This window comes from Terriglobia bacterium (assembly GCA_035712365.1).
GTDB lineage: Bacteria > Acidobacteriota > Terriglobia > UBA7540 > UBA7540 > SCRD01.
In genome coordinates, this window is sequence record DASTAW010000038.1 from 26,290 (window position 1) to 46,229 (window position 19,940).

Sequence of the window (19,940 nt, forward strand, 5' to 3'; positions counted from 1 at the left end):
CAGCGATTGCAGGCCCAATCGCGTAGCGCCGTAAGGCTCCTATTTCCTGATGAGCCAGACTTCTGCCACCTGGCAGCCGCGGCCATTGTAGCCGAGTCCGGCTTCTCGATGCCAGATCAGTGTAAGAGCACCCGTTCCCGTTGCCTCGCGCGGAATGTCGAACTCCAATGGCTTTGGCGGCCAGGGCTTCGCCATCAGGGGATGGATGGGATACTTGTCGTTGCAATCGAGCCGGATCTTCTGGCTGGGCGCGTCACCGCTATAGACAACTCTGACCTTGTACTGAGCATTGGGGTCAAGCCCCTGATACTGCAACTGGAGTGGCGCATCGAACAACGACTCGGCCCAACACTTCCAGGCCGTGGGCACCGGCGCCCGCGACCATTCGGGGTAGCCGTGGCCCACCAGCGCCGATTGCCGGAATTCGGGATCACGTTTCGCCCCGAGGCCGCGCACCAGGTGCGGCTGTTGCGACAGATCGCCGAGGTTGTCATAAAATCCGCCCGGGCCGGGATCGGCTCGATCGAGGATTTCATGAATTGACTTGTACTGCGCGCCATATGAACCGAGCTTGCGGATTGCGGCAAACTGCTGCTTCAGCCAAGGCGAGTCATTCAAGGGAGTATCAAGGGTATCGAGATTGGCGGCGCGGTCGATGGCCTCGGCCTGGTATCGCTCGACCGCAAGTTGCATGTGAATGCTCTGGAACAACGCCTCGCCAAGTTCAAGGATGCGCGTCCGCAGGTCCTGCGCAGCAAAAGCAGTGAGTGGCTCGTTCAGGCATTTTTCCGCCCGATCGAGCAGTTCCGGTAGGCTGATGCCGCTGGTTGGTTCAGTCGTCTTGTCTCCGACATCCAGCGGGTTCGGCCATACGCCCACGCGACGAATCTCCCCAAGGACCGCCCTGGCCTGCTCTTCCGCACTGGTTTCAGTAATCAGCCGCTTCCGGACAAATGCGTCGTAGTAGGCGCGGTAAAGGCCCATCTGGAAACGCCAGTTCTCGAGTTCCGTCGGCGTTGCGCTTGATTCCATGTCCTGGAATTGTTCAAGCGTGGTGTCCACGCGTTCGTTGGACAGCAGCGTGCCTCTCCAGTTTTCCTGCAGTCCCATGAGGCCCCGGGCAAAACCTTCGCGCAGGCGATCTGAAATGAAGTAGGCGCTGTACTCATGCAGGATCTCGATGGCAGGTTTTTCGGGGTCCCAGCCGAGCGAACTCCACAGAACCTTGTTAACATCGTCATTGCAGCCCTCGGAATAGGAAATGAACCCGATGGAATGCGGCGCCTGAAGATGAAAAACATCGGCGTAATCCGTGGGGCGCGGGTTGATCACTTCGCGGCCTTCGGTCAGCGCGAAAGCCAGGTCCCAGTCCGGCACAGGAAACTGGCACTCCACACTGTGGGTAATGTCGGGATACAGCCGGATGGGATAGCGTTCCGGCAGCTTTTGGCGCAGCTCGGAGACGCCGATGCGCACCTGCGGGCCATAGACCACCCCGGAAAGCCAGGCCCGCTGCCGATCGACGATTTCAAAAAATTCCTTCATCCAGGCTTCGTCGAACGATTGCGGTGACATCCACATCTCTCCGCGGGGATGATAGCGGCGGAGGTTCTCTGCCTGCTTCTCCAGCAGGGCCATCATGTATTTCGGTTGGGTATGGCCCGGATCGCCACCCGGGACCATCACGGCATCAAGGCGCGGCAGGGCCTTGAACACCTCGCCCCATTCGCGAAGCGCAAACTCCACCGTTTCCGGGTTCGAATAGTCCTTGTCCATTGCCGGATACCAGATCCAGACGTCCAGTCCGTATTCGTCCGCCAGGCGCGACATCTCAATCATCATCTGCATAGGAGGGAGCGGAAAATGCGGGCTATCGGGCTGATCATCCGAACGCGGAGGGATGAGTTCGACTGTGTTGGTTCCGAAAACCGCCAGGTCGCGGTAGTACTGCTCCCACATAGGGACGTTCCAGGCGTCATAGGCGTTGGTCTTCGGGCGGTAGCCCAATTGGTGGCCCCGCAGCTTGTACCTGGGCGAAGTTGTGATATCGAGCGGACCGCTCAGCCGGATCTGCCGCTTCGTCATCCGCAGGCTGCGCAGCAAGCCTCCAACACCAAACAGCACCCCGCGCTCCCCGGCGCCCGCAACGGTGACGACAACCGAGCCTGAACGCTCCGCGGTGCGCAGGCGATAACCGTCCGGGCCGGCTGGCTTGGGGCCACCCGACACCAGGCCACGCGCAAATTCGCCGCCCGCTTTTTCCAAGGCCTGATCGGAACCGACCACGATGGCAGGATGCGCGTCCGCCTCCAGCCGGTGCACAACGGGCCAGCGGATTTCCGTCCGCTTCTCGACCTCTTCAACGAGCACCTGCACGGCTTTCTGCTCGCGCCGTGACAGGCTCTCCGGCGTTACGACAATGGCGTTTTTCAGATCAATTGCGCTGGTCTTTGCAGGCTGCCGCCCATTCTGCGCGAAGAGACCAGCGCGACCGCCGCCGTTCCAGCCCCACGCTCCAATCAACCCGGAATAAAGTGCGCCTTCTTTCAGGAAACGCCGTCGATTCATGTCGACCTCACTCCAGCAATCATTTCCTTATCTTGTCAAAAACAATAGCCAGCGGGAATGCTCCATCCAGATTTGTTCCGCTTCTCGGCCCCGGTGACGAAGAGTATCAGGGTATCAGCCAGAATCCAATTTGGAATTTTCACGCAAATCGCCTTGACAGCCCTCACCCGCAATGGCAAACTTCCCGTAGTTTACCTATTGGAGTGCTGCTCAATGTCCGAGATTCTGCCTGGAACGCTTTACCTGATGATTCTCAAGACCCTCGAAAAGGGTCCGATGCACGGCTACGGCATCGCGCGGCGAATTAAGCATCTCTCGGATGAAATCCTTGAGGTGGAGGAAGGCTCTCTCTATCCCGCTTTGCAGCGAATGCTCATCAAGGGATGGATAGCGGCGGAGTGGCGGCCATCGGAAAACAACCGTCGGGCACGATATTACCGGCTGACGGCTGCGGGCAGACGCCAACTTCGAGTCGAGCTTTCGGAATTTGATCGCGTGGTCCATGCGGTCAGGCAGATTATTCAGACGGCATAGAGGGAGAGCTTCATGCAGTGGCTGGGCGAGGCATGGCGGCGACTGGCGTTCTTCTTTCAGCGCGGGCGGCACCAGCGCGATCTTCAAGAAGAGATGCGCGAGCACTTGCGGATGAAAGCGAATGACCTCACTGCAGCGGGAGCGCCGCCGGAAGAGGCTCGCAACACCGCCCGGCGCGAATTCGGGAACCCTCTGCTCCTTCGGGGAAAGAGCCGCGACGCCTGGGGCCTCATGTGGCTTGAGGCTCTGCTTCAGGACTTACGCTACGGCCTCCGCCAGTTGCGCCGAAATCCCGGCTTCAGCATCGCTGTGATTGTCACTTTGGCCTTCGGCATCGGGGTTAATACTTCAGTATTTAGCTTTCTTGATGCCGTGGCACTTCGTCCACTGGCAGTTCCAAGTGCAGACCGCATTGTGGTTATCCACCGTGGCGACTCGACTCGCTTCTCATACCCTGACTACATTGACTATCGAGATCGCAACCAAGCATTTACCGCCCTCGCCGCAACTTTCCCCACAGAAGCGACTCTGGATTTTGACGGCCAGAGCGACGCCATAACGGCTGAAGCCGTCTCGGCAAATTACGAGGCCGTGATGAGGACACCTCTTCTTCTCGGCCATTGGTTTACAGGTGAAGACGAACCAGAGGCCATCCTCAGTTATCGAGCGTGGGTGACGCGCTTCCATGCTGATCCCAAGGTGCTGGGAAAACAGGTGCGGTCGATTTCTGAGTGGTACACCGTGGTTGGTGTCACGCAGCCCAATTTTACCGGAGTTTTCGCGCCTCGGCCGACGGATCTCTGGGTGCCGCTTCGTTTTTGGGCAAAGCCCTTTCCTGGTATCGTGCAACGCCTACATGACCGGACCAACGCTACCGTGATGATCTTTGGTAGGATGCGAAATGGCGTATCCCCGGCGCAGGCAACTGCCAACCTGAAGGCAATTGATACCCAAATTGGTGAGCCGAACTCCGAGGTGCGTTCAACGCCGCTTGTGGCAACAATCGCACGCGGTGCATCGGACATCGGCACTCGCGATCAGCTTATGCCCATCGTAGGATTGTTCGCAGCCGTTGCCGTGCTGGTCCTGCTGATTGCCTGTGCGAATGTCGGCAACCTGATCCTGGCTCGTGGCTCAGCTAGGCAACGCGAGCTTGCAATTCGTGCTGCCTTAGGAGCAAGCAGGATACGCGTTATCCGCCAGCTCATGACGGAGATTTTTCTGTTGGCGCTGATGGGCGGCATGGGGGGACTGACCCTGGGCGCATGGACCGATGGTTTTCTGAATTCGCTCACTCCTGCAATGCCCATCCGCGTGTCGCTTCGGCTATCAATGGACATTCGGATTGTTATTTTTACTCTACTATTAACCCTGCTGACGATGCTCTTGTTGGGAGTGCTACCAGCCTGGCATTCCACTCGGACAGACGCTTATCCAACCCTTAAGGGCGAGGCCGCGCCTCAGCGCCAGTTTCGGTTACGCCAGCTTGCTCTGGTGGGGCAAGTCGCGATTTCGCTGCTCCTCCTCGTATGTGCGGGCCTCTTCCTCCGATCAATTATTGGCCTGCACGGCGTCAATCCCGGGTTTGCAGTGAAAGACCGTGTTTACGCCTGGACTTTTATCTCTCCGCCTGAGTTCACTCGCAAAACGGGACCACAATTCTACAGGGAAGCCGTTGAAAACTTGCGAAATCTTACAGGAGTCCGGAACGCCGGACTAACTCACTTTTTGCCTCTGGTTTTCGATGAGGGTTCCGACTGCGTTTCCAGCGGCGACGACCCAGTGTTAGACGTAACTCACGGTACGATTGGCACGGGTTATCTAGAAACAATGAAAATCCCGTTGCTGGACGGCCGGGACTTTTCAACTGCTGATGGCTCAGGCAGCCGGGCTGTGGTCATTGTAAACGAGACTTTGGCGCAGCGCCTCTGGCCTCACCAGAACGCGGTCGGCCGCAATATCCTTATTGGTTGCAAGAAGCGCGAAAAGGCTGAGGTGATAGGGGTCACGCGTGATTCCAAAGTAGTGTCACTGTCTGAAGCACCCCATCCCTACTTTTATCGCCTCTTTTCTCAAAACTATACCGGCTTAGCCACCCTGGTAATTCAGACCGATGGTGATCCGCATGGTGTGATGCCAGTAGTTCGGCAGAAGCTGCTGGAAATGTCCAAGAGTGTCCGCATCTACGCGCTCGACACCGTGGCTAATCACGTGAACGAATCCTACTGGCAGACCCGCTGGGTTTCTACTCTACTCGTGATCTTCGGCCTGCTGGCTTTAGGGCTGGCAGCTATAGGGCTGCACGGAGTCATTGCCTATTGGGCGATTCTTAGGACACATGAGATTGGCATCCGCGTGGCCCTGGGCGCGGAGAAACGCGACGTGCTCAAGATGGTGGTCGGGCAAGGTCTGAAACTGGCGCTGATTGGCGTTGCGATTGGCATTGCCGGGGCTCTTGCGCTCACGCGGTTCCTCGCGAGCTTGCTGTACGGCGTCAAACCGACCGACCCGCTGACGTTCATTGCTGTCTCGCTCATCCTGATCGGTGTGGCGCTTGCGGCATGCTTCGTCCCGGCGCGCCGGGCGGCCAGAGTTGATCCGATGGTGGCCTTACGCTACGAGTAGCGAGGCGTTTACCGCGCCATTTGCGAGCTGCGGAATGTGATTTGTGATTGAAAACGCTGACGGGCGATTGCTGAGAATAGGTGGACAAATTATGAGCTGTGAAGGATGAAGTATGAAATCACCCCGGAACGAGCCGACGACGGTTGCCTGGCCCCTCCGTTTCATCCTTCATTATTCAGACGGCATAGAGGGAGAGCTTCATGCAGTGGCTGGATGAGGGATGGCGACGACCGGTGTTTTTCTTTCGGCGCGAACGGCTCCAGCGCGACCTTGACGAGGAAATGCGCGAGCACTTGCGGATGAAGGCGAATGATCTTGCTGCAGCGGGAGTGCCGCCCGAAGAGGCTCGCAACACTGCCCGGCGAGAATTCGGAAACCCTCTCCTCCTTCGTGAAAAGAGCCGTGATGGCTGGGGCCTGAAGTGGCTTGAAATTCTGCTGCAGGATTTACGGTATGCCCTCCGCCAGCTTCGCCGGAATCCAGGGTTCACCGTTGTCGCTGTCCTGACGCTGGCCCTGGGAATTGGGGCCAACGCGGCCATTTTTAGCGTGCTGTACCGCGACCTGCTCCGTCCGTTGCCCTATCCTCACGCCCAGCGTCTGGTGATCTTCGGCGTGGTTGTTCCGGCGCTCGATTCCCGCCCGTTTATTTTTGGGTTTACCTACATTGGTTTACGTCATGGACCGACGCCCTTCGAATCGATGGCCTCCTGGGGGCCCGGCGTGCAAGGGTGCGAGATTTCATCTCCGCAACCGCAGCAGATGGATTGCGCTCAAGTCGAATCGACTTTTCTGCCCACGTTTGGCGTGCGTCCCATTCTCGGGCGGAATTTCACTTTCCAGGAGGACCTGCCGGGCGCTCCGCCTGTCTGTTTGATTTCCTATGGAATGTGGCGCAGCCGCTTTGGAGGCGATGCGGCGGCCCCTGGGCAATTGCTTTCCATCGACGGGGAGCCGACAAGAGTGATCGGTATCCTTCCGCGCGATTTCGAATGGCCCACGCTGGCCCGCGTAGACATCGTTCGGCCGCAAAGGCTGCCGCCGGCTGCAACGGGCCAAAGCCCGGGAGTCGCACTGCGAGCCTACGCGCGGCTGAAACCCGGAGTCAGCATTTCGCAGGCCCGAGCGCAGCTTCAGCCGTTCCTTGACCAGTTCATCCAGTCCGCACCTCCGATGTTCCGCAAAGAGATCCGCCTGGGAATCATCCCGGTACGTGAGGACCAGATCGGCTCCGTTCGCAGCGCTTTGTGGGTCCTTTTCGGGGCCACGCTCGCCTTGCTTCTGTTGGCAACGGCGAATGTGACCAACCTTCTGCTGGCGCGCGCGGAAGTTCGGCAGCGGGAGCTTGCCGTGAGGTCGGCGCTCGGTGCAGGCCGATGGCGCGTGGCGCAACTGGGACTCATAGAAAGCACCCTGCTTGGTTTGGGAGGCGGCATTGCGGGCCTCGGGCTGGGATTCCTCCTGCTGCGGGTTTCGGTTGCGCTGGCGCCGGCAGGGATTCCGCGCATCGAGCAGGTGCATCTGGCGCTGCCCGGAATCCTTCTCATCACGGGAATGTCGCTGGTTTGTGGAGTGCTCTGCGGGGTGGGATCTTCTCTGGCCGTTCCACCGGCCCATCTGCTTCTCGGCAGCCGCACAGCCGCTTCGCTTCGACGAAGACTTCGATCGACGCTGGTGGCTGCGCAGGTTGCGGTGTCGGTGGTGCTTCTTGCTGGCGCCGGCCTGCTGCTGCGCACTCTCACGAACATTGAGAATATTCCGCTGGGGATGAATACCGGCCACGTGGTAACAGCAGACGTCACTCTCGGCAAACAGTCCTTCGTCCGGCCCGGCGAAGCGGCCCAATTTTTTGATCGCCTGGAATCGCGGCTCGGTGCTTTGCCCGGCGTCGCAGGCGTGGCCGTGAGTGACTCGCTGCCGCCAACCGGCGCCGAACACAGCATGCCGTTTTTCGTGATTCACCCCGAGGGCCATCCGCCGTTTGAAAAGGGAACAGGAGGAATGGTGGCGTGGCGGGCCGTCACTCCCGGTTACTTCAAAATGCTCGATATTCCCATCATTGCAGGCCGCAGCTTCGCCGAAAGCGACCGCGGTTCGCAAGTGAATGTCATCATTTTGAGCAAAAAACTGGCAGATCGCCTCTTTCCAGCGGGGGATCCCGTCGGCCGGCGTGTGCAGTTTGCTCCCCCGCATGGGCCGTGGCATGACGTGATCGGGATCGCCGGGAACGTCAAGAATGCCGGCCTTATGCAGGAGGCCGACCCGGAATACTATCTTGTGCGCAAGAACGCGCCTGACCTCGGCCTGCGCGGTTTCCCCGACCTCCAGCGCCACGCGTTCTTTCTGGTGGAAAGCCCTCTCGGAGCCAGCGGCGTGGCGAGCATGGTGCGTGGTGCAATGGCTTCCCTGGACTCAACATTGCCTGCAAAAATCTCCACCCTGGATGCGCGAGTCGATCGGCTGCGAGACCAGCCACGCTTCGATGCTGTGCTCACCGGCTTATTTGCCATGCTTGGACTGCTTCTCGCGGGAATCGGGCTATTCGGTCTGGTTTCGTATTCGGTGGCGCGGCGCACGCACGAAATCGGAATTCGCATGGCGCTGGGAGCCGAGAAACGCGACGTGCTAACGATGGTTATTGGCCAGGGTCTGAAGCTGGCGCTGATTGGGGTTACCATCGGCGTTGCCGGGGCGTTTGCGCTCACACGCTACCTATCAAGCCTGCTTTACGGCGTGAAGCCTACGGACCCGCTGACGTTTGCTGCTGTCTCGCTCATCCTGATCGGTGTGGCGCTTGCGGCGTGCTTCGTCCCGGCCCGCCGCGCCGCCCAGGTTGATCCGATGGTGGCGCTGAGATACGAATGAAACATTTGCGATTGAATAATTTGGTGATTGAGCGATTCACGGAGAATTATGAATTATAAATTATGAAGTATGAAACAAGGCAATGGGTGCTCGCTGTGGAAGAAGGTGAGCGCATCGGCGTCTTGCCTTTCATCCTTCATAATTCAGAATTCATAATTTGTCTGTTGACAGCTAAAAACCTGCAACTCAGAACCCAAGCGGATTGCATGGCACCTTAGACAGCAACAAACCCGGACCTTTTTGCTCCGTTGCGGTGTCTATAGTGAACAGGCAGCAAGCAAATCGTTAAACCTGCCGGAAAGCGGGGACTCGGATGCTTGAACTGCGTAACCTGACCAAGCGTTACAACCGCGTGCCAGCGGTTGAGGACCTTGTCCTCAGCATCGAGCCGGGTGAAATTTACGGGTACCTTGGGCCAAACGGTTCCGGAAAAACCACCACGGTCAAGATGCTGATCGGCCTGCTGGAACCCTCGCAAGGGCACATTTGCTACCGGGGACGGGACATCCGTGAGGACATGGTTGAATATCGAAAGCATATGGGGTACGTGCCTGAAGAGCCGTTGCTTTATCCCTACATGACCGGGCTTGAATACCTCCAGCTTGTAGGGCGGCTGCGGTCCATTCCCCAGGCTGTCCTTGAGGCCAAGGCGGAACGCCTTCTTGATCTATTTGGACTCTACGGGCACCGCTACTCGCCGATTTCCTCCTACTCGAAAGGGATGAAGCAGAAGGTTCTGATCTCCGCGGCGCTTTTGCACAACCCGGACATCCTGATCTTAGATGAGCCGCTTTCCGGGCTTGACGTCACCTCTGTGCTGACGCTCAGGAGCGTTGTGCAGTCGCTGGCGCGTGAGGGCAAAATCATTCTGTACAGCTCGCACGTGCTGGAAGTGGTGGAGAAGATGTGTTCGAAGGTGATCATCCTCTACAAGGGCCGCGTGGTGGCCAACGAAAGTGTCGAGCGATTGCGTGACCTGATGCGCTCGCCCTCGCTGGAAGATATTTTCAGCCAGTTGGTCCTGCAGCAGGATACGGAACATCTGGCGAACGAGATCGTTGAGGCCATCAAGATGTAGTGGCGCCGGGATGACGAGGAAGCCGATTGGCCCGGCCTGCAGATGCCCAGAGCCAAACGACAGGGCTTTGCCGGACCTGTCTGTTTGCTGCCTCACGCTGACGGGTATATTGCCCATCCCATGACCATATTGCCCAAAATTCGCCGAATTCTCCGCGATGACGAGACCCATCTTGTTGACCTTACACGCCACTTTTTCAATCGATTTTTTGACATCGAATTTATTTCGAAGGATGCGGAAGCGCACCTGGGAGTGGCCCATATTCTGGCGCTCTTGGCTATTCCAGGCGCCTTATACGCCGTTTTTTCGCTGCCTAGCTACAGTTACATCTACTGGCATTTCACCCAGGCCCGTTACGATGCGCTCAGCCTTTCAGACCAGTGCCTGTACGTCTTTACCTCCATGTCCGTAATCGGCATGGTTGCTGTGCTGGAATGGGACAGGCTGTTTCCCGACCGTTGGGATTACGCCATTCTGATGCCGCTTCCGCTGAAGCTGCGAAACATTTTCTGCGCCAAGATTGTCGCGCTGCTCCTCTTTGTAGGGCTCTTTGTCGTCGCGGCAGGCGGCCTCCCGATTCTGTTCTATCCGCTCATTTCATCATGGGCGTTCCCTCTGGACGTTTCTTTCAAGAGTTTTGTCTGGATGATGGCGGTCCATGGCATCGCAGTCTTTTCAGGCTGTGTTTTCATGTTTCTTTTCTTCGTGGCCCTGCAGGGCGTGTTGATCAACCTGCTTAGCGGCTCTCTGTCCAGGAAGATTTCAGTTTACGTACAGGGGCTTGCCGCCATCGCCCTCGTGTGTCTCTTCTTTCTTTCGCCGCTGGTCCCAAACCTTCTACTGACCTGGGGAAGGTCCGATAGACGATTTCTTCTAGCGCTCCCTCCGATGTGGTTCCTTGGCCTTTACCGAGCTCTGCTGGGCTATCACGATGCGTTTTTCAACCTGCTGGCCCGGGTTGCAGTCTTAGGTTTGGCGCTTTCGGCTGTGGTGGCAGCCGCCGCTTATCTGGTCTGTTACCGACGATATTCCCGGATGTCGTTTGAATCGGCTGAAGATAGAAGACCGTCGCGTTTCGGATTGCGCAGCCTGGCGAGTCGGCTGGTGGACCGCCTGTGGCTCGAAGAGGGGCCGGAGCGAGGCGCCTTCTATTTTGTACTGATAACGCTGGGGCGAAACAGCAAACATCGGCTCTACTTTGTTGCCTATGTCGCCATAGGACTGGCGCTCGCGCTGATGGGTGTTCTCGAATTAATGGTCCATTCAGCGCGCGGAGGTCTTTGGGCGACCATCAGCCGGCCCAATGAAGCCCTGCTCTCAATCCCGCTGATTATCTCCTTTTTCACACTGGTAGGAATGCGGGCAGCCTTCGGATTTCCTGCGGAGCTTCGTGCCAATTGGATCTTTCAGATCACAGAGGAGAACAGCGGCACAAAATGCCTGGCCGGTGCGAGGAAGGCCATGATTGCGCTTGCCATCGTTCCCATATTTATGTCAACCCTGATTGTCTATGCCCTTTTGTGGGACCTTATGACTTCCCTGTTGACCGTTGTTTTCGGCGCCTTGTTGTCGTTAATTCTGATGGAATTGTTGTTGTGCACCTTCAGAAAAATTCCTTTCACGTGTTCTCACCTGCCCGGAAAGGCGAACCTGCCACTGATGGGGGCGATTTATTGGCTGGTATTCGCGTTTTACGCTTACCTGATGGCTTCCCTCGAAAAGTGGATTCTTCACCAGCCGCTGGCCTGGATTGTGGTGTTTGGAATGGAACTCGTCCTTCTGGGCCGCATCGTAACCTATCGGAAAAGTACTTTTGCCGACGGATTAGGGGTTGAGTACGAAGACCCTCCGGTTTCAACCGTGCTGACATTGGATCTCAACGCCTGACGGTCCGGCGCCGCCCGCTGCATTCGGCTTTTTGGACAGGCACCCCCAGGGATGCCAGACAGGCCCGCGCGGCAGTCCTCTGAACGGACGCCTTTTGGGGGTTGACATCTTACCCGAAATTCTGGATACTTGGGTCATATGTTAACCCAAGACGAAAAAGAACGGCTTGAACTCCTACAAGGGACGCTCGACCTGCTGATCCTGCGCACGCTGATCTTCGGTCCTGAGCACGGGCAGGGCATCGCCCGCGCCATCCAGCAGACCTCCGAGGATGAACTGCTGGTGGAGCACGGCGCGCTCTATCCCGCGCTGCAGCGCCTGGAATCGCGGGGCTGGATTTCCGCCGCATGGGGTGTCTCCAGCAACAACCGCAGGGCTCGTTTCTACAAACTGACGAGGAGCGGCCGCAAGCAGCTCGTCAGGGAGACGGCGAAGTGGAAACGCCTGACGGCGGCCATTGGACGCATCCTTGAATCCGAAGCTGGCGAGGGGTGAGCGTTCCTTACAGCCCTCGCCGAGGGGAGAGGGCTGTCCCGCAGGGAGGGATCGGGTGAGGGGTTTGTAAAGGACCATGCTCAAACGCAAGCGAAAACAGAGCGATTTCAACTCCGAGATGGAAGCCCACATCGCTCTCGAGGCTGACCGGCTGAAGGAACAGGGTCTGAGCGAGGAAGAGGCCCAGGCAGCCGCCCGCCGAGCCTTTGGCAACCTCACTCGCGCGAAAGAGCGCTTTTATGAATCAACCCGCTGGCAATGGTGGGACGAGCTTTACCAGGACGTCCCCTATGGTCTGCGTCGGCTTCGCCGCAACCCCGACTTCACAATTGTTGCGGTTCTGACCCTGGCCCTTGGTATCGGAGCGAATCTGGCGATTTTCACGATAGTTCGGGGAGTATTGCTGCGTCCGCTGCCGTACCATGACCCTTCGAACCTGGTCGAAGTCTACATTTCAAACCCATCGCACGGGACCGCTGAGGAGTCCTTTTCGCCGCAGGATCTCGACGACTTCCGCTCGCAGGCGAAGTCATTCGAAAGCGTCTCGGGCTACTGGTATGAGCCCGGCATGAGCTTGTACACGCTTCTCAGCCAGGGCGAGCCGACGGTGATCGAGACGGCCAATATCGATTCCAATTTTCTCCCCACACTGGGCGTTGCGCCCGCGTTGGGGCGGGGCTTCACTTCCGAGGAAAACATCCACGGCAAAGACAAGGTGGTGATTCTCAGCAATTCCCTGTGGCGGGAGCGCTTCGGCGGCGATCGCCACATCATTGGCAAGCCCATCCGGATAGGAGGCGGCGAACTTGTGGTGGTCGGTGTGATGGGGCCGGATTTCCGCTTTCCTTCGCCTGACGTTGGTTTCTGGGTGCCGATTTCCCAGGTGACCGATGACATGATTCCGCACCGGCGCGGCGTGCGCTGGATCAATGTCCTGGCGCGGCTGAAGCCGGGAGTGTCGCCGGTGCAGGCTGCAAATGAAGCCACTGTGATTGTCGCGCGGCTGGCGCGGCAGTACCCAACCACAAACGAGGGGTGGGACAAAGGCGTGGTGGAAAATCTGCGTACGGCCATCGTGGGGCAGGCCATGCCCATACTGCTGGTTCTGCTTGCGGCAGTGGGGCTGGTGCTGCTGACGGCGTGCGCCAATCTTGCCAACATGGCGCTGGCCCGAGGAGCCGTTCGCCGGCGCGAGTTTGCAATCCGCAGCGCGATGGGTGCGGGACGATCACGGCTGTTTCGCCATTCGGTCATTGAAAGCGTGTTGCTGGCGATCTTTGGCGGCGCGGCGGCGTTTGCGATCAGCCCCTCGATTTCCGCCGGGTTCCTGGCACTGGCTGGAAATGCCATCCCTCGGGCAATGGATGTCCACCTGGATTGGATGGTGGTGCTTTTCGGTTCTGCGCTAACGCTGCTGACGGGCCTGGCGATCGGCAGCGTTCCGGCACTCAGACTGGCAAGCACCGACGTGGCCGAATCGCTCAAGGCATCCGGGGCCAGGGCCTCGGCAGAACCTGCGCGGCAGCGGGGGCGGGACACCCTGGTGGTTGCCGAGGTTTCACTCGCCTGCCTGCTGCTGGCAGCGTCCGGACTCGTGCTGAAGAGCTTGTGGAAGCTGGTAACCACCGACCCCGGATTTGAAGCACGCCGCGTGCTGACCGTGCAGATGGTGATACCGTACTACAAATATCACAACGAGAACCTCATGAATTCCTACCGCGATGAGCTTGTTCGGCGAGTGGCGGCAATCCCCGGAGTACAGGCTGCCGGGGCCGGCAAGACGATGCCGCTCGCCGGAGGAGGCGAGCCCTACCAGTTTACGATCCGGAACAGCGGACGAGGGGACATCCAGGTGGCGCCAGAGGGCGGGATCTATATTGTTACGCCTGGCTACTTTAAGGCTCTCGGCATTCCCATCGTGGCTGGGCGGGTGTTCAACGAGCGCGATTTCAAGGAGCATCGGTATGGACTGCTGATCAGCCGGAGCCTGGCGCAAAAGTATTGGCCGGGTGAAGACCCCGTCGGGAAGTACCTGTATCTCTCTCGGAACAACAGGCTGGAAGTGCTCGGTGTCGTGGGCGACGTACACAATGAAGGCCTCAACAGCCGGCCAAAGCCCGCCATTTACATTCCGATGGACCTGATGTCAAGGATCAAGTTCGACCTGTTTATCCGCACCGCGGGCAATCCCCTGGCGCTGGCAGGAAGCGTCCGGCGGGTTATTCATCAAGTTGAACCGGAGCAGCCCATTCAGCAGATGGCGCCGCTCGAGCAGGTGGTGTACGAGAGCATTGCGCAACCGAGATTCTTCGCCGTCGTCATGGCATTCTTCGGCGCCATGGCCCTGCTGCTGTCTGCGATTGGCGTGTTCGCGGTTCTTTCTTACTCGGTTCGCCAGCGGACCCACGAGATTGGTATCCGCATGGCGCTGGGCGCGGAGAAGCGCGACGTGTTAGGGATGGTCGTCGGGCAGGGGCTCAAGCTGTCGCTGATCGGCGTGGCCATCGGCATCGCCGGAGCGCTGGCGCTGACGCGATTCCTCGCGAGCCTGCTTTACGGCGTCAAGCCTACCGACCCGCTGACGTTTGCCGCAGTTTCGCTGATTCTGATCGCCGTGGCTCTGCTGGCCTGCTACATCCCCGCCCGCCGCGCCGCCAAGTTCGATCCCATGGTGGCCTTACGATACGAATAGCGGCATTGGTGATTGAGTGATTGGCGATTTGTGATTGAAAGGCTTACGCCTGACATCGACAGGCCGATGGCTGAAATTTGAAACGGTCAGGACGCCACGCGGCATTCGCTGGCGCGAAAGTCTTATCAAAGACTCAACAAGCAACAAACAGACGGAGAAACACTTCAGTGTAGCAGCCGGACCCTAAACGGCGGCGCTGTCCGTTTCCGAGCACCTTAATCCCATGACCGGACACTTCCTCGGCTGCCTCAGTTCTGTTAACCTTGCGTAAGAAACTTCGTTTCAATAATTTCCATCCAAAAGACAATCTGGAACGAAATGTGCAATCGAGCTTGTGACACGTTGCTCCGGTTGATGAGACGGCATTTATCTCATCACACCATGCGAGCATAGAGAGCAAAGCATCGTGCTGGTGGGAACATTTTTGCAAGGACCTGTAGCGATGTGAAACCCGGAAGTCTCTACCCAAGGGGAGAGTTTCCAAATTGTCCAGAAACCTTAAAGAGCCAAAGCTCAAAATGGAAGGGAAGAGGCTGGTGAAAGCGTTTTGGCTGGTTTGCGTAATGATTGTGCTCTTCTCGAGTAACCAATGGGGAGCGCAGAAACCTGCGGAACAACCTTCGCAGCCGTCCGAAGCCACAGTCTACGATTATACGCGCCGCCCAGCCTTCCCGAATTTCCTCTCGTCCTATACAGCCCCTTATGTTCCCAAGACAAGGCTCGCCAATTCGGAGCTTCTAAACCAACTGATCAGCGGTGACAAATTAAATCTCTCTCTTGCGGACGCCGTTGCGCTGGCCATCGAAAACAACCTCGATATCGGCGTGGCGCGGTATGATCTGCCCATTGCACAGACTGACCTGCTGCGGGCCAAGGCTGGCGGGGCGACGCGGGGTGTTGCCGGCGCAAACATTTCCCAGGCCCTCTTCGGGGGCGCCTTGGGTACCGGCGTAAGCGGCGGAGGCGGCGGAGGCGGCAGCAATGCCGGCGGAGCGCTGGGCGGAGGCATCCCGAGTGTCGGCAGCGCCAGTTGCTGCGACCCGCAGGTACGGGTCCAATACGGATGGGGATTCACCGTGACGCCGTTGAATTACCTTGGCCTTGCCGGTGTGCCGGTCCAGAGCGCGCACACTAACTTTGCTTCAACCACTTATAGCCAGGGTTTTTTGACCGGGACCAGTCTTATCATTAACGTGTTTGGCGCACGCCAGACGAGTAATTCACCTGCGCAACTGTTCAACCCGGACCTCACCTCGAACGCAACCATCGGAATCACCCAGAACCTGCTCAACGGATTCGGACGGCGGGCCAACGCCCGGTTCATCCGCATCGCCGAGAACGATCAGCAGTTCTCGCGGAGCGTCTTTCGGCAGAGGGTTACCGAGAATGTTTCCAAGGTGATTTCCACGTACTACTCGCTGCTGGCTGACCAGGAAAGCATCCATGTCGCCACAGAAGCCCTCGGATACGCGCAAAAGCTTCTCGAAGATAATCAGGAAGAGAAGAAGATTGGCGCAGCGGCCCAGCTTGACGTGGCCCAGGCCGAGCTCGACCTTGCCAACCGGCAACAGGACCTGCTGACGGCCGAGAACACTTTTGAGCAGGATTCCCAGACGATGAAGTCCCTGATCTCCAGGAGCTTCAACGGTCAAATCGCTGCTGTCGCCATCAACCCGACGGACCGGCTGCCGAACCCGAGTCCGAATGATATCCCGTCGCTCACCGAAGCGCTGAAAGAGGGTGGAACCAACAGGCCGGAAATCGAGCAGGCGATGGTGAATCTGAGAAATCAGGAGATCACGATCCACGCCACGCGCAACGCCCTGCTGCCCACCCTGACGGCGTTTGCGGCCTATTCACCCCAGGGCCAGGAAGGCGCGTTCGGAACGGCGCTGGGCCAGGTATTTCGCAACAACTATCCTGGCTACGGCTATGGAATGAGTCTGGAAATTCCCATCCGCAACCGGCAGGCGCAAGCAGACGCCGCCCGGGCCCTGCTCGAGCAGCGCCAACTGGAGATGAAGTTGCAACAGGCCAGAAACCAGATGGTTTGGGACGTCAGCAAGGCGGTGGCCCTTGTACATCAGGCGCATGGCAAGCTGGAGGCTTCCGTCAAGGTGGCTGATCTTGCCCGGCAGACGTATGACATGACACACACCAAGTTCACAGCAGGACGGGCCACCGTGCGCGAGGTGATCACCGCGCAGACCCAGCTTGGCACAGCCGAAAACGATGTGGTGCAGGCCCGGGCCGGGTATGCCAGGGCGCTGGTCGACTTTGAGCAGGCCACCGGCACCCTTCTTACCCGTCACAACATCGAGATCTCAAACGCTGTGCAAGGCACTGTGCCTCGGTCTAAGAGTATCCCGGGTGATAGCGACAGGCCACAGCAGTGAAAAGCATTCGTGGCAGGGGGCCGGGGACTCCATTGTTGGGAACAAAGGATGAGGCTGGACCGTAATGAAAAGTAGAAGCTTTGCAACTGCACTCCATCCCGGCAGCCGGTTCAAGCTCACTCTCGAAGGCGGGTGGAGGTAGGCGGCATGGACATTCAAAGAGTGGGCGCGGCAAGAAAGCGGCGGATTCGCCTGGCGATCATGGCGGGGGGTGGCGTATTGCTGATTGCTCTGGCCACCTTGGGACTCTCAAAACTGAAGCCAGCCCCGCCGTCTGTGGACGGTTCCACGCTCTGGCCCGATACAGTGAAGCGTGGCGACATGGACGTACAGGTGCGCGGGTTAGGAACGCTGGTTCCGGTCCAGATTCAATGGATTCCGGCAGTCACCGAAGGCCGCGTCGAGCGGCGCTTCCTGCTTCCCGGTGTTAAGGTCACGCCGGATACGGCCCTGCTTCAGCTTTCAAATCCGCAGCTCCAGCAGGAAGCGCAGACGGCGGAATGGACGATGAAGGCGGACCAGGCCAACCTCGAGAGCTTGAAAGCGACGCTGAACAATCAGCTTCTAAGCGAGCAATCCACCCTCACGAGCCTCGAGTCTGACCACCAGCAGGCCCAGGCGCAGGCCGAGGTTGATGCCAACCTGGCGTCAAAGGGCATCGTCAGCGATCTCACCGCCCAACTTTCCAAGGCCAAGGCGACCGGCCTGGCATCACAGGTGGCGATTGAGAAGAAGCGCGTGAACACCCTGGCGGCCTCACTCGACAGCCAGCTTGCCGCGCAAAAGGCCAAAGTGGAGCAGGACCGCGCTTTGTATCTGCTGAAGAAAAGGCAGTTGGACGACCTGATGGTCCGCGCAGGCTATTCCGGCATCCTGACGGACATTCCGGTGGAAGTGGGCCAGCAGGTGGCGGCGGGCACGACGCTGGCCAAAGTGGTTGACCCCACCCAGTTGAAGGCCCAGCTCCAGATCGCCGAAACACAGGCCAAGGACATCCAGCTCAACCAGAAGGCTTCCATCGACACGCACAATGGCATCATCCCCGGCCGAGTGGTGCGGATTGATCCGGCGGTCGTGAACGGCACCGTTACCGTGGATGTGGCGCTTGAGGGCAAGCTGCCTGACGGCGCGCGTCCGGACCTGAGCGTGGACGGCACCATCGAGATCTCCCACCTCACCAACGTGCTTTACGTGGGCCGGCCGGCGTTTGGCCAGGCCAACAGCACGGTGGGGCTGTTCAAGGAGATTCCAGGCACCAATGAAGCTGAGCGAGTCCAGGTGAAGCTGGGCGAGGCTTCGGTGAACGAAGTCCAGATTCTCCAGGGGCTGAACATCGGTGACAAAGTCATCCTGTCCGACATGTCGCGCTGGGACGGCTTCGATCGCGTGCGGTTGCAGTGAGAGAAGGGGCGGAAATTCTGCCGGATGCCGGCGTGCAAGCCTTTGACCTTGGGTGGATGGCCATCGAGAACATGCAAATCCTTAGCGGCGAGGGACCAATGGCAAGCGTGCAGGTCGTGGATAGCCCGCCGGTTCGAACCTTCAGGTCGCCTCGCGTCCTGCTGGCGGACGATGAGCAAGGGGTTTTGGAAGCTTTGCAGCTTCTCCTTGAGCTCGATGGTGTTGAGATCGAAACGGCACGCTCGCCCAAAGCCGTTCTGCAGGCCCTCAGTTCCCGAAGGTTCGACCTCCTGGTGATGGACCTCAATTATGGGGCCGATACCACATCCGGGCTGGAGGGCCTGGATCTGATCACAAAGATTCGGACTCTTGATGACACGCTTCCCATGGTCGCCATGACCGCCTGGGGAAGCATGGAACTGGCCATTGAAGCGATGCGCCGCGGAGTGGGCGATTTTGTCCTCAAGCCGTGGGATAACTGCCATATGCTTTCCATCATTCGCTCTCAGATCGCGCAGGGCCAATCCCGCCGACTGACGCGCCGGCTTCTGCTGGAATCTGAGGAGGTCCTGCGAAGCGAAGTGACTGAGGCGTGCGAAGTTCAGCGGAATCTGATGCCAAAGGAATTTCCTCTTCTCGATGATTACGAATTTTCTGCCGCCACCAGGCCGGCGCGCAGCCTGGGTGGAGATTACTACGACGTGTTTTATCGTGGCGACGGCGCCATGGGGCTCTGCATTGCCGACGTTTGCGGGAAAGGCATCCCTGCCGCATTGCTGATGGCCAATCTCCAGGCAACCGTTCAGTCGGCCGCTGTCGAGGGACCGCGGCCAGGCCCGTTTGCCAGGCGTGTCAATTCGGCGGTATGCCGCAACCTTTCACCCGGAAGGTTTGTGACGCTATTTTACTGTCTGCTCGATATTGCCGGTCGCCGTCTCTGTTACACCAACGCCGGACATAATGCGCCGGTCCTGCTTCGAGCAACCGGCCAGGCCATTCGACTGGATTCATCGGGGCCTGTGCTGGGGGTCTTCAATGGATTGGAATATCAGGAAAGTGAGGTCTCGATCGAGCCAGGAGATCGACTGGTGCTGTTTACGGACGGCATCTCAGAAGCAGACAACCATGCAGGCGAAGAGTTTGGGGAAGACCGCATCATCGCAATTTTGAAGGAGACTATAGGCCGGAGCGCCGGAGAAATTCGGGACCGCATTTTTGATGCGGTTGACGAGTTCAGCGGCGGGTGTTTGCGGGACGACGCCACGATTGTCGTCATGGCAGCGATGAGATCTTGAATGGCTGAGTGGTTTGCGATTGCGCGATTGGGAATGAATTATGAATTATAAATTATGAAGTATGAAACAGTCGCAGCTTGGGTTGGCTGCGGAAGAAGGTGCGCG

Annotated in this window: 11 protein-coding genes; 10 read left to right on the forward strand and 1 reads right to left on the reverse strand. The window is 58.6% G+C overall.

Annotation, left to right across the window (positions count from 1 at the left end; all coding sequences use genetic code 11):
* Positions 1-39: 39 nt before the first annotated feature.
* Entirely contained in the window at positions 40-2,568 is a 2,529-nt protein-coding gene (locus VFQ24_11030) for a hypothetical protein (GenBank protein ID HET9178878.1), read from the reverse strand.
* A 213-nt stretch (positions 2,569-2,781) separates the two neighbouring features.
* Between VFQ24_11030 and VFQ24_11035 the strand changes: the two genes are divergently transcribed.
* The 10 genes from VFQ24_11035 (at position 2,782) to VFQ24_11080 (ending at position 19,835) form a co-directional block, all read left to right on the forward strand.
* Entirely contained in the window at positions 2,782-3,102 is a 321-nt protein-coding gene (locus tag VFQ24_11035; GenBank protein HET9178879.1) for a PadR family transcriptional regulator, read from the forward strand.
* 231 nt (positions 3,103-3,333) lie between these two features.
* Positions 3,334-5,727, forward strand: coding sequence for an ABC transporter permease (locus tag VFQ24_11040; protein ID HET9178880.1), 2,394 nt, complete (start codon positions 3,334-3,336; stop codon positions 5,725-5,727).
* 200 nt (positions 5,728-5,927) lie between these two features.
* Positions 5,928-8,591: an ABC transporter permease gene (locus tag VFQ24_11045; GenBank protein ID HET9178881.1), complete on the forward strand. Its 2,664-nt coding sequence runs from the start codon at positions 5,928-5,930 to the stop codon at positions 8,589-8,591.
* A 313-nt stretch (positions 8,592-8,904) separates the two neighbouring features.
* On the forward strand, positions 8,905-9,669 hold the full coding sequence (locus tag VFQ24_11050; GenBank protein ID HET9178882.1) for an ABC transporter ATP-binding protein: 765 nt from the start codon (positions 8,905-8,907) through the stop codon (positions 9,667-9,669).
* Between the two features lie 84 nt (positions 9,670-9,753).
* The gene (locus VFQ24_11055) at positions 9,754-11,556 is read left to right on the forward strand and encodes a hypothetical protein (GenBank protein HET9178883.1); all 1,803 of its coding nucleotides are present in this window, start codon (positions 9,754-9,756) and stop codon (positions 11,554-11,556) included.
* Between the two features lie 138 nt (positions 11,557-11,694).
* Positions 11,695-12,051 carry a PadR family transcriptional regulator gene (locus VFQ24_11060; GenBank protein ID HET9178884.1) on the forward strand — a complete coding sequence of 119 codons (357 nt, stop codon included), beginning with the start codon at positions 11,695-11,697 and terminating at the stop codon, positions 12,049-12,051.
* 76 nt (positions 12,052-12,127) lie between these two features.
* Positions 12,128-14,743 carry an ABC transporter permease gene (locus VFQ24_11065; GenBank protein HET9178885.1) on the forward strand — a complete coding sequence of 872 codons (2,616 nt, stop codon included), beginning with the start codon at positions 12,128-12,130 and terminating at the stop codon, positions 14,741-14,743.
* Positions 14,744-15,228: 485 nt separating this feature from the next.
* On the forward strand, positions 15,229-17,139 hold the full coding sequence (locus VFQ24_11070; GenBank protein ID HET9178886.1) for a TolC family protein: 1,911 nt from the start codon (positions 15,229-15,231) through the stop codon (positions 17,137-17,139).
* A gap of 147 nt (positions 17,140-17,286) precedes the next feature.
* Entirely contained in the window at positions 17,287-18,540 is a 1,254-nt protein-coding gene (locus tag VFQ24_11075) for an HlyD family efflux transporter periplasmic adaptor subunit (protein HET9178887.1), read from the forward strand.
* Entirely contained in the window at positions 18,537-19,835 is a 1,299-nt protein-coding gene (locus VFQ24_11080; protein ID HET9178888.1) for a SpoIIE family protein phosphatase, read from the forward strand. Before VFQ24_11075 ends, VFQ24_11080 begins: the two co-directional genes overlap by 4 nt.
* Positions 19,836-19,940 lie beyond the last annotated feature (105 nt).

Coding starts and splice junctions, on each gene's coding strand:
- VFQ24_11030 (HET9178878.1), bottom strand. CDS start 2,568: ATGAATCGACGGCGTTTCCTGAAAGAAGGCGCACTTTATTCCGGGTTG.
- VFQ24_11035 (HET9178879.1), top strand. CDS start 2,782: ATGTCCGAGATTCTGCCTGGAACGCTTTACCTGATGATTCTCAAGACC.
- VFQ24_11040 (HET9178880.1), top strand. CDS start 3,334: ATGTGGCTTGAGGCTCTGCTTCAGGACTTACGCTACGGCCTCCGCCAG.
- VFQ24_11045 (HET9178881.1), top strand. CDS start 5,928: ATGCAGTGGCTGGATGAGGGATGGCGACGACCGGTGTTTTTCTTTCGG.
- VFQ24_11050 (HET9178882.1), top strand. CDS start 8,905: ATGCTTGAACTGCGTAACCTGACCAAGCGTTACAACCGCGTGCCAGCG.
- VFQ24_11060 (HET9178884.1), top strand. CDS start 11,695: ATGTTAACCCAAGACGAAAAAGAACGGCTTGAACTCCTACAAGGGACG.
- VFQ24_11065 (HET9178885.1), top strand. CDS start 12,128: ATGCTCAAACGCAAGCGAAAACAGAGCGATTTCAACTCCGAGATGGAA.
- VFQ24_11075 (HET9178887.1), top strand. CDS start 17,287: ATGGACATTCAAAGAGTGGGCGCGGCAAGAAAGCGGCGGATTCGCCTG.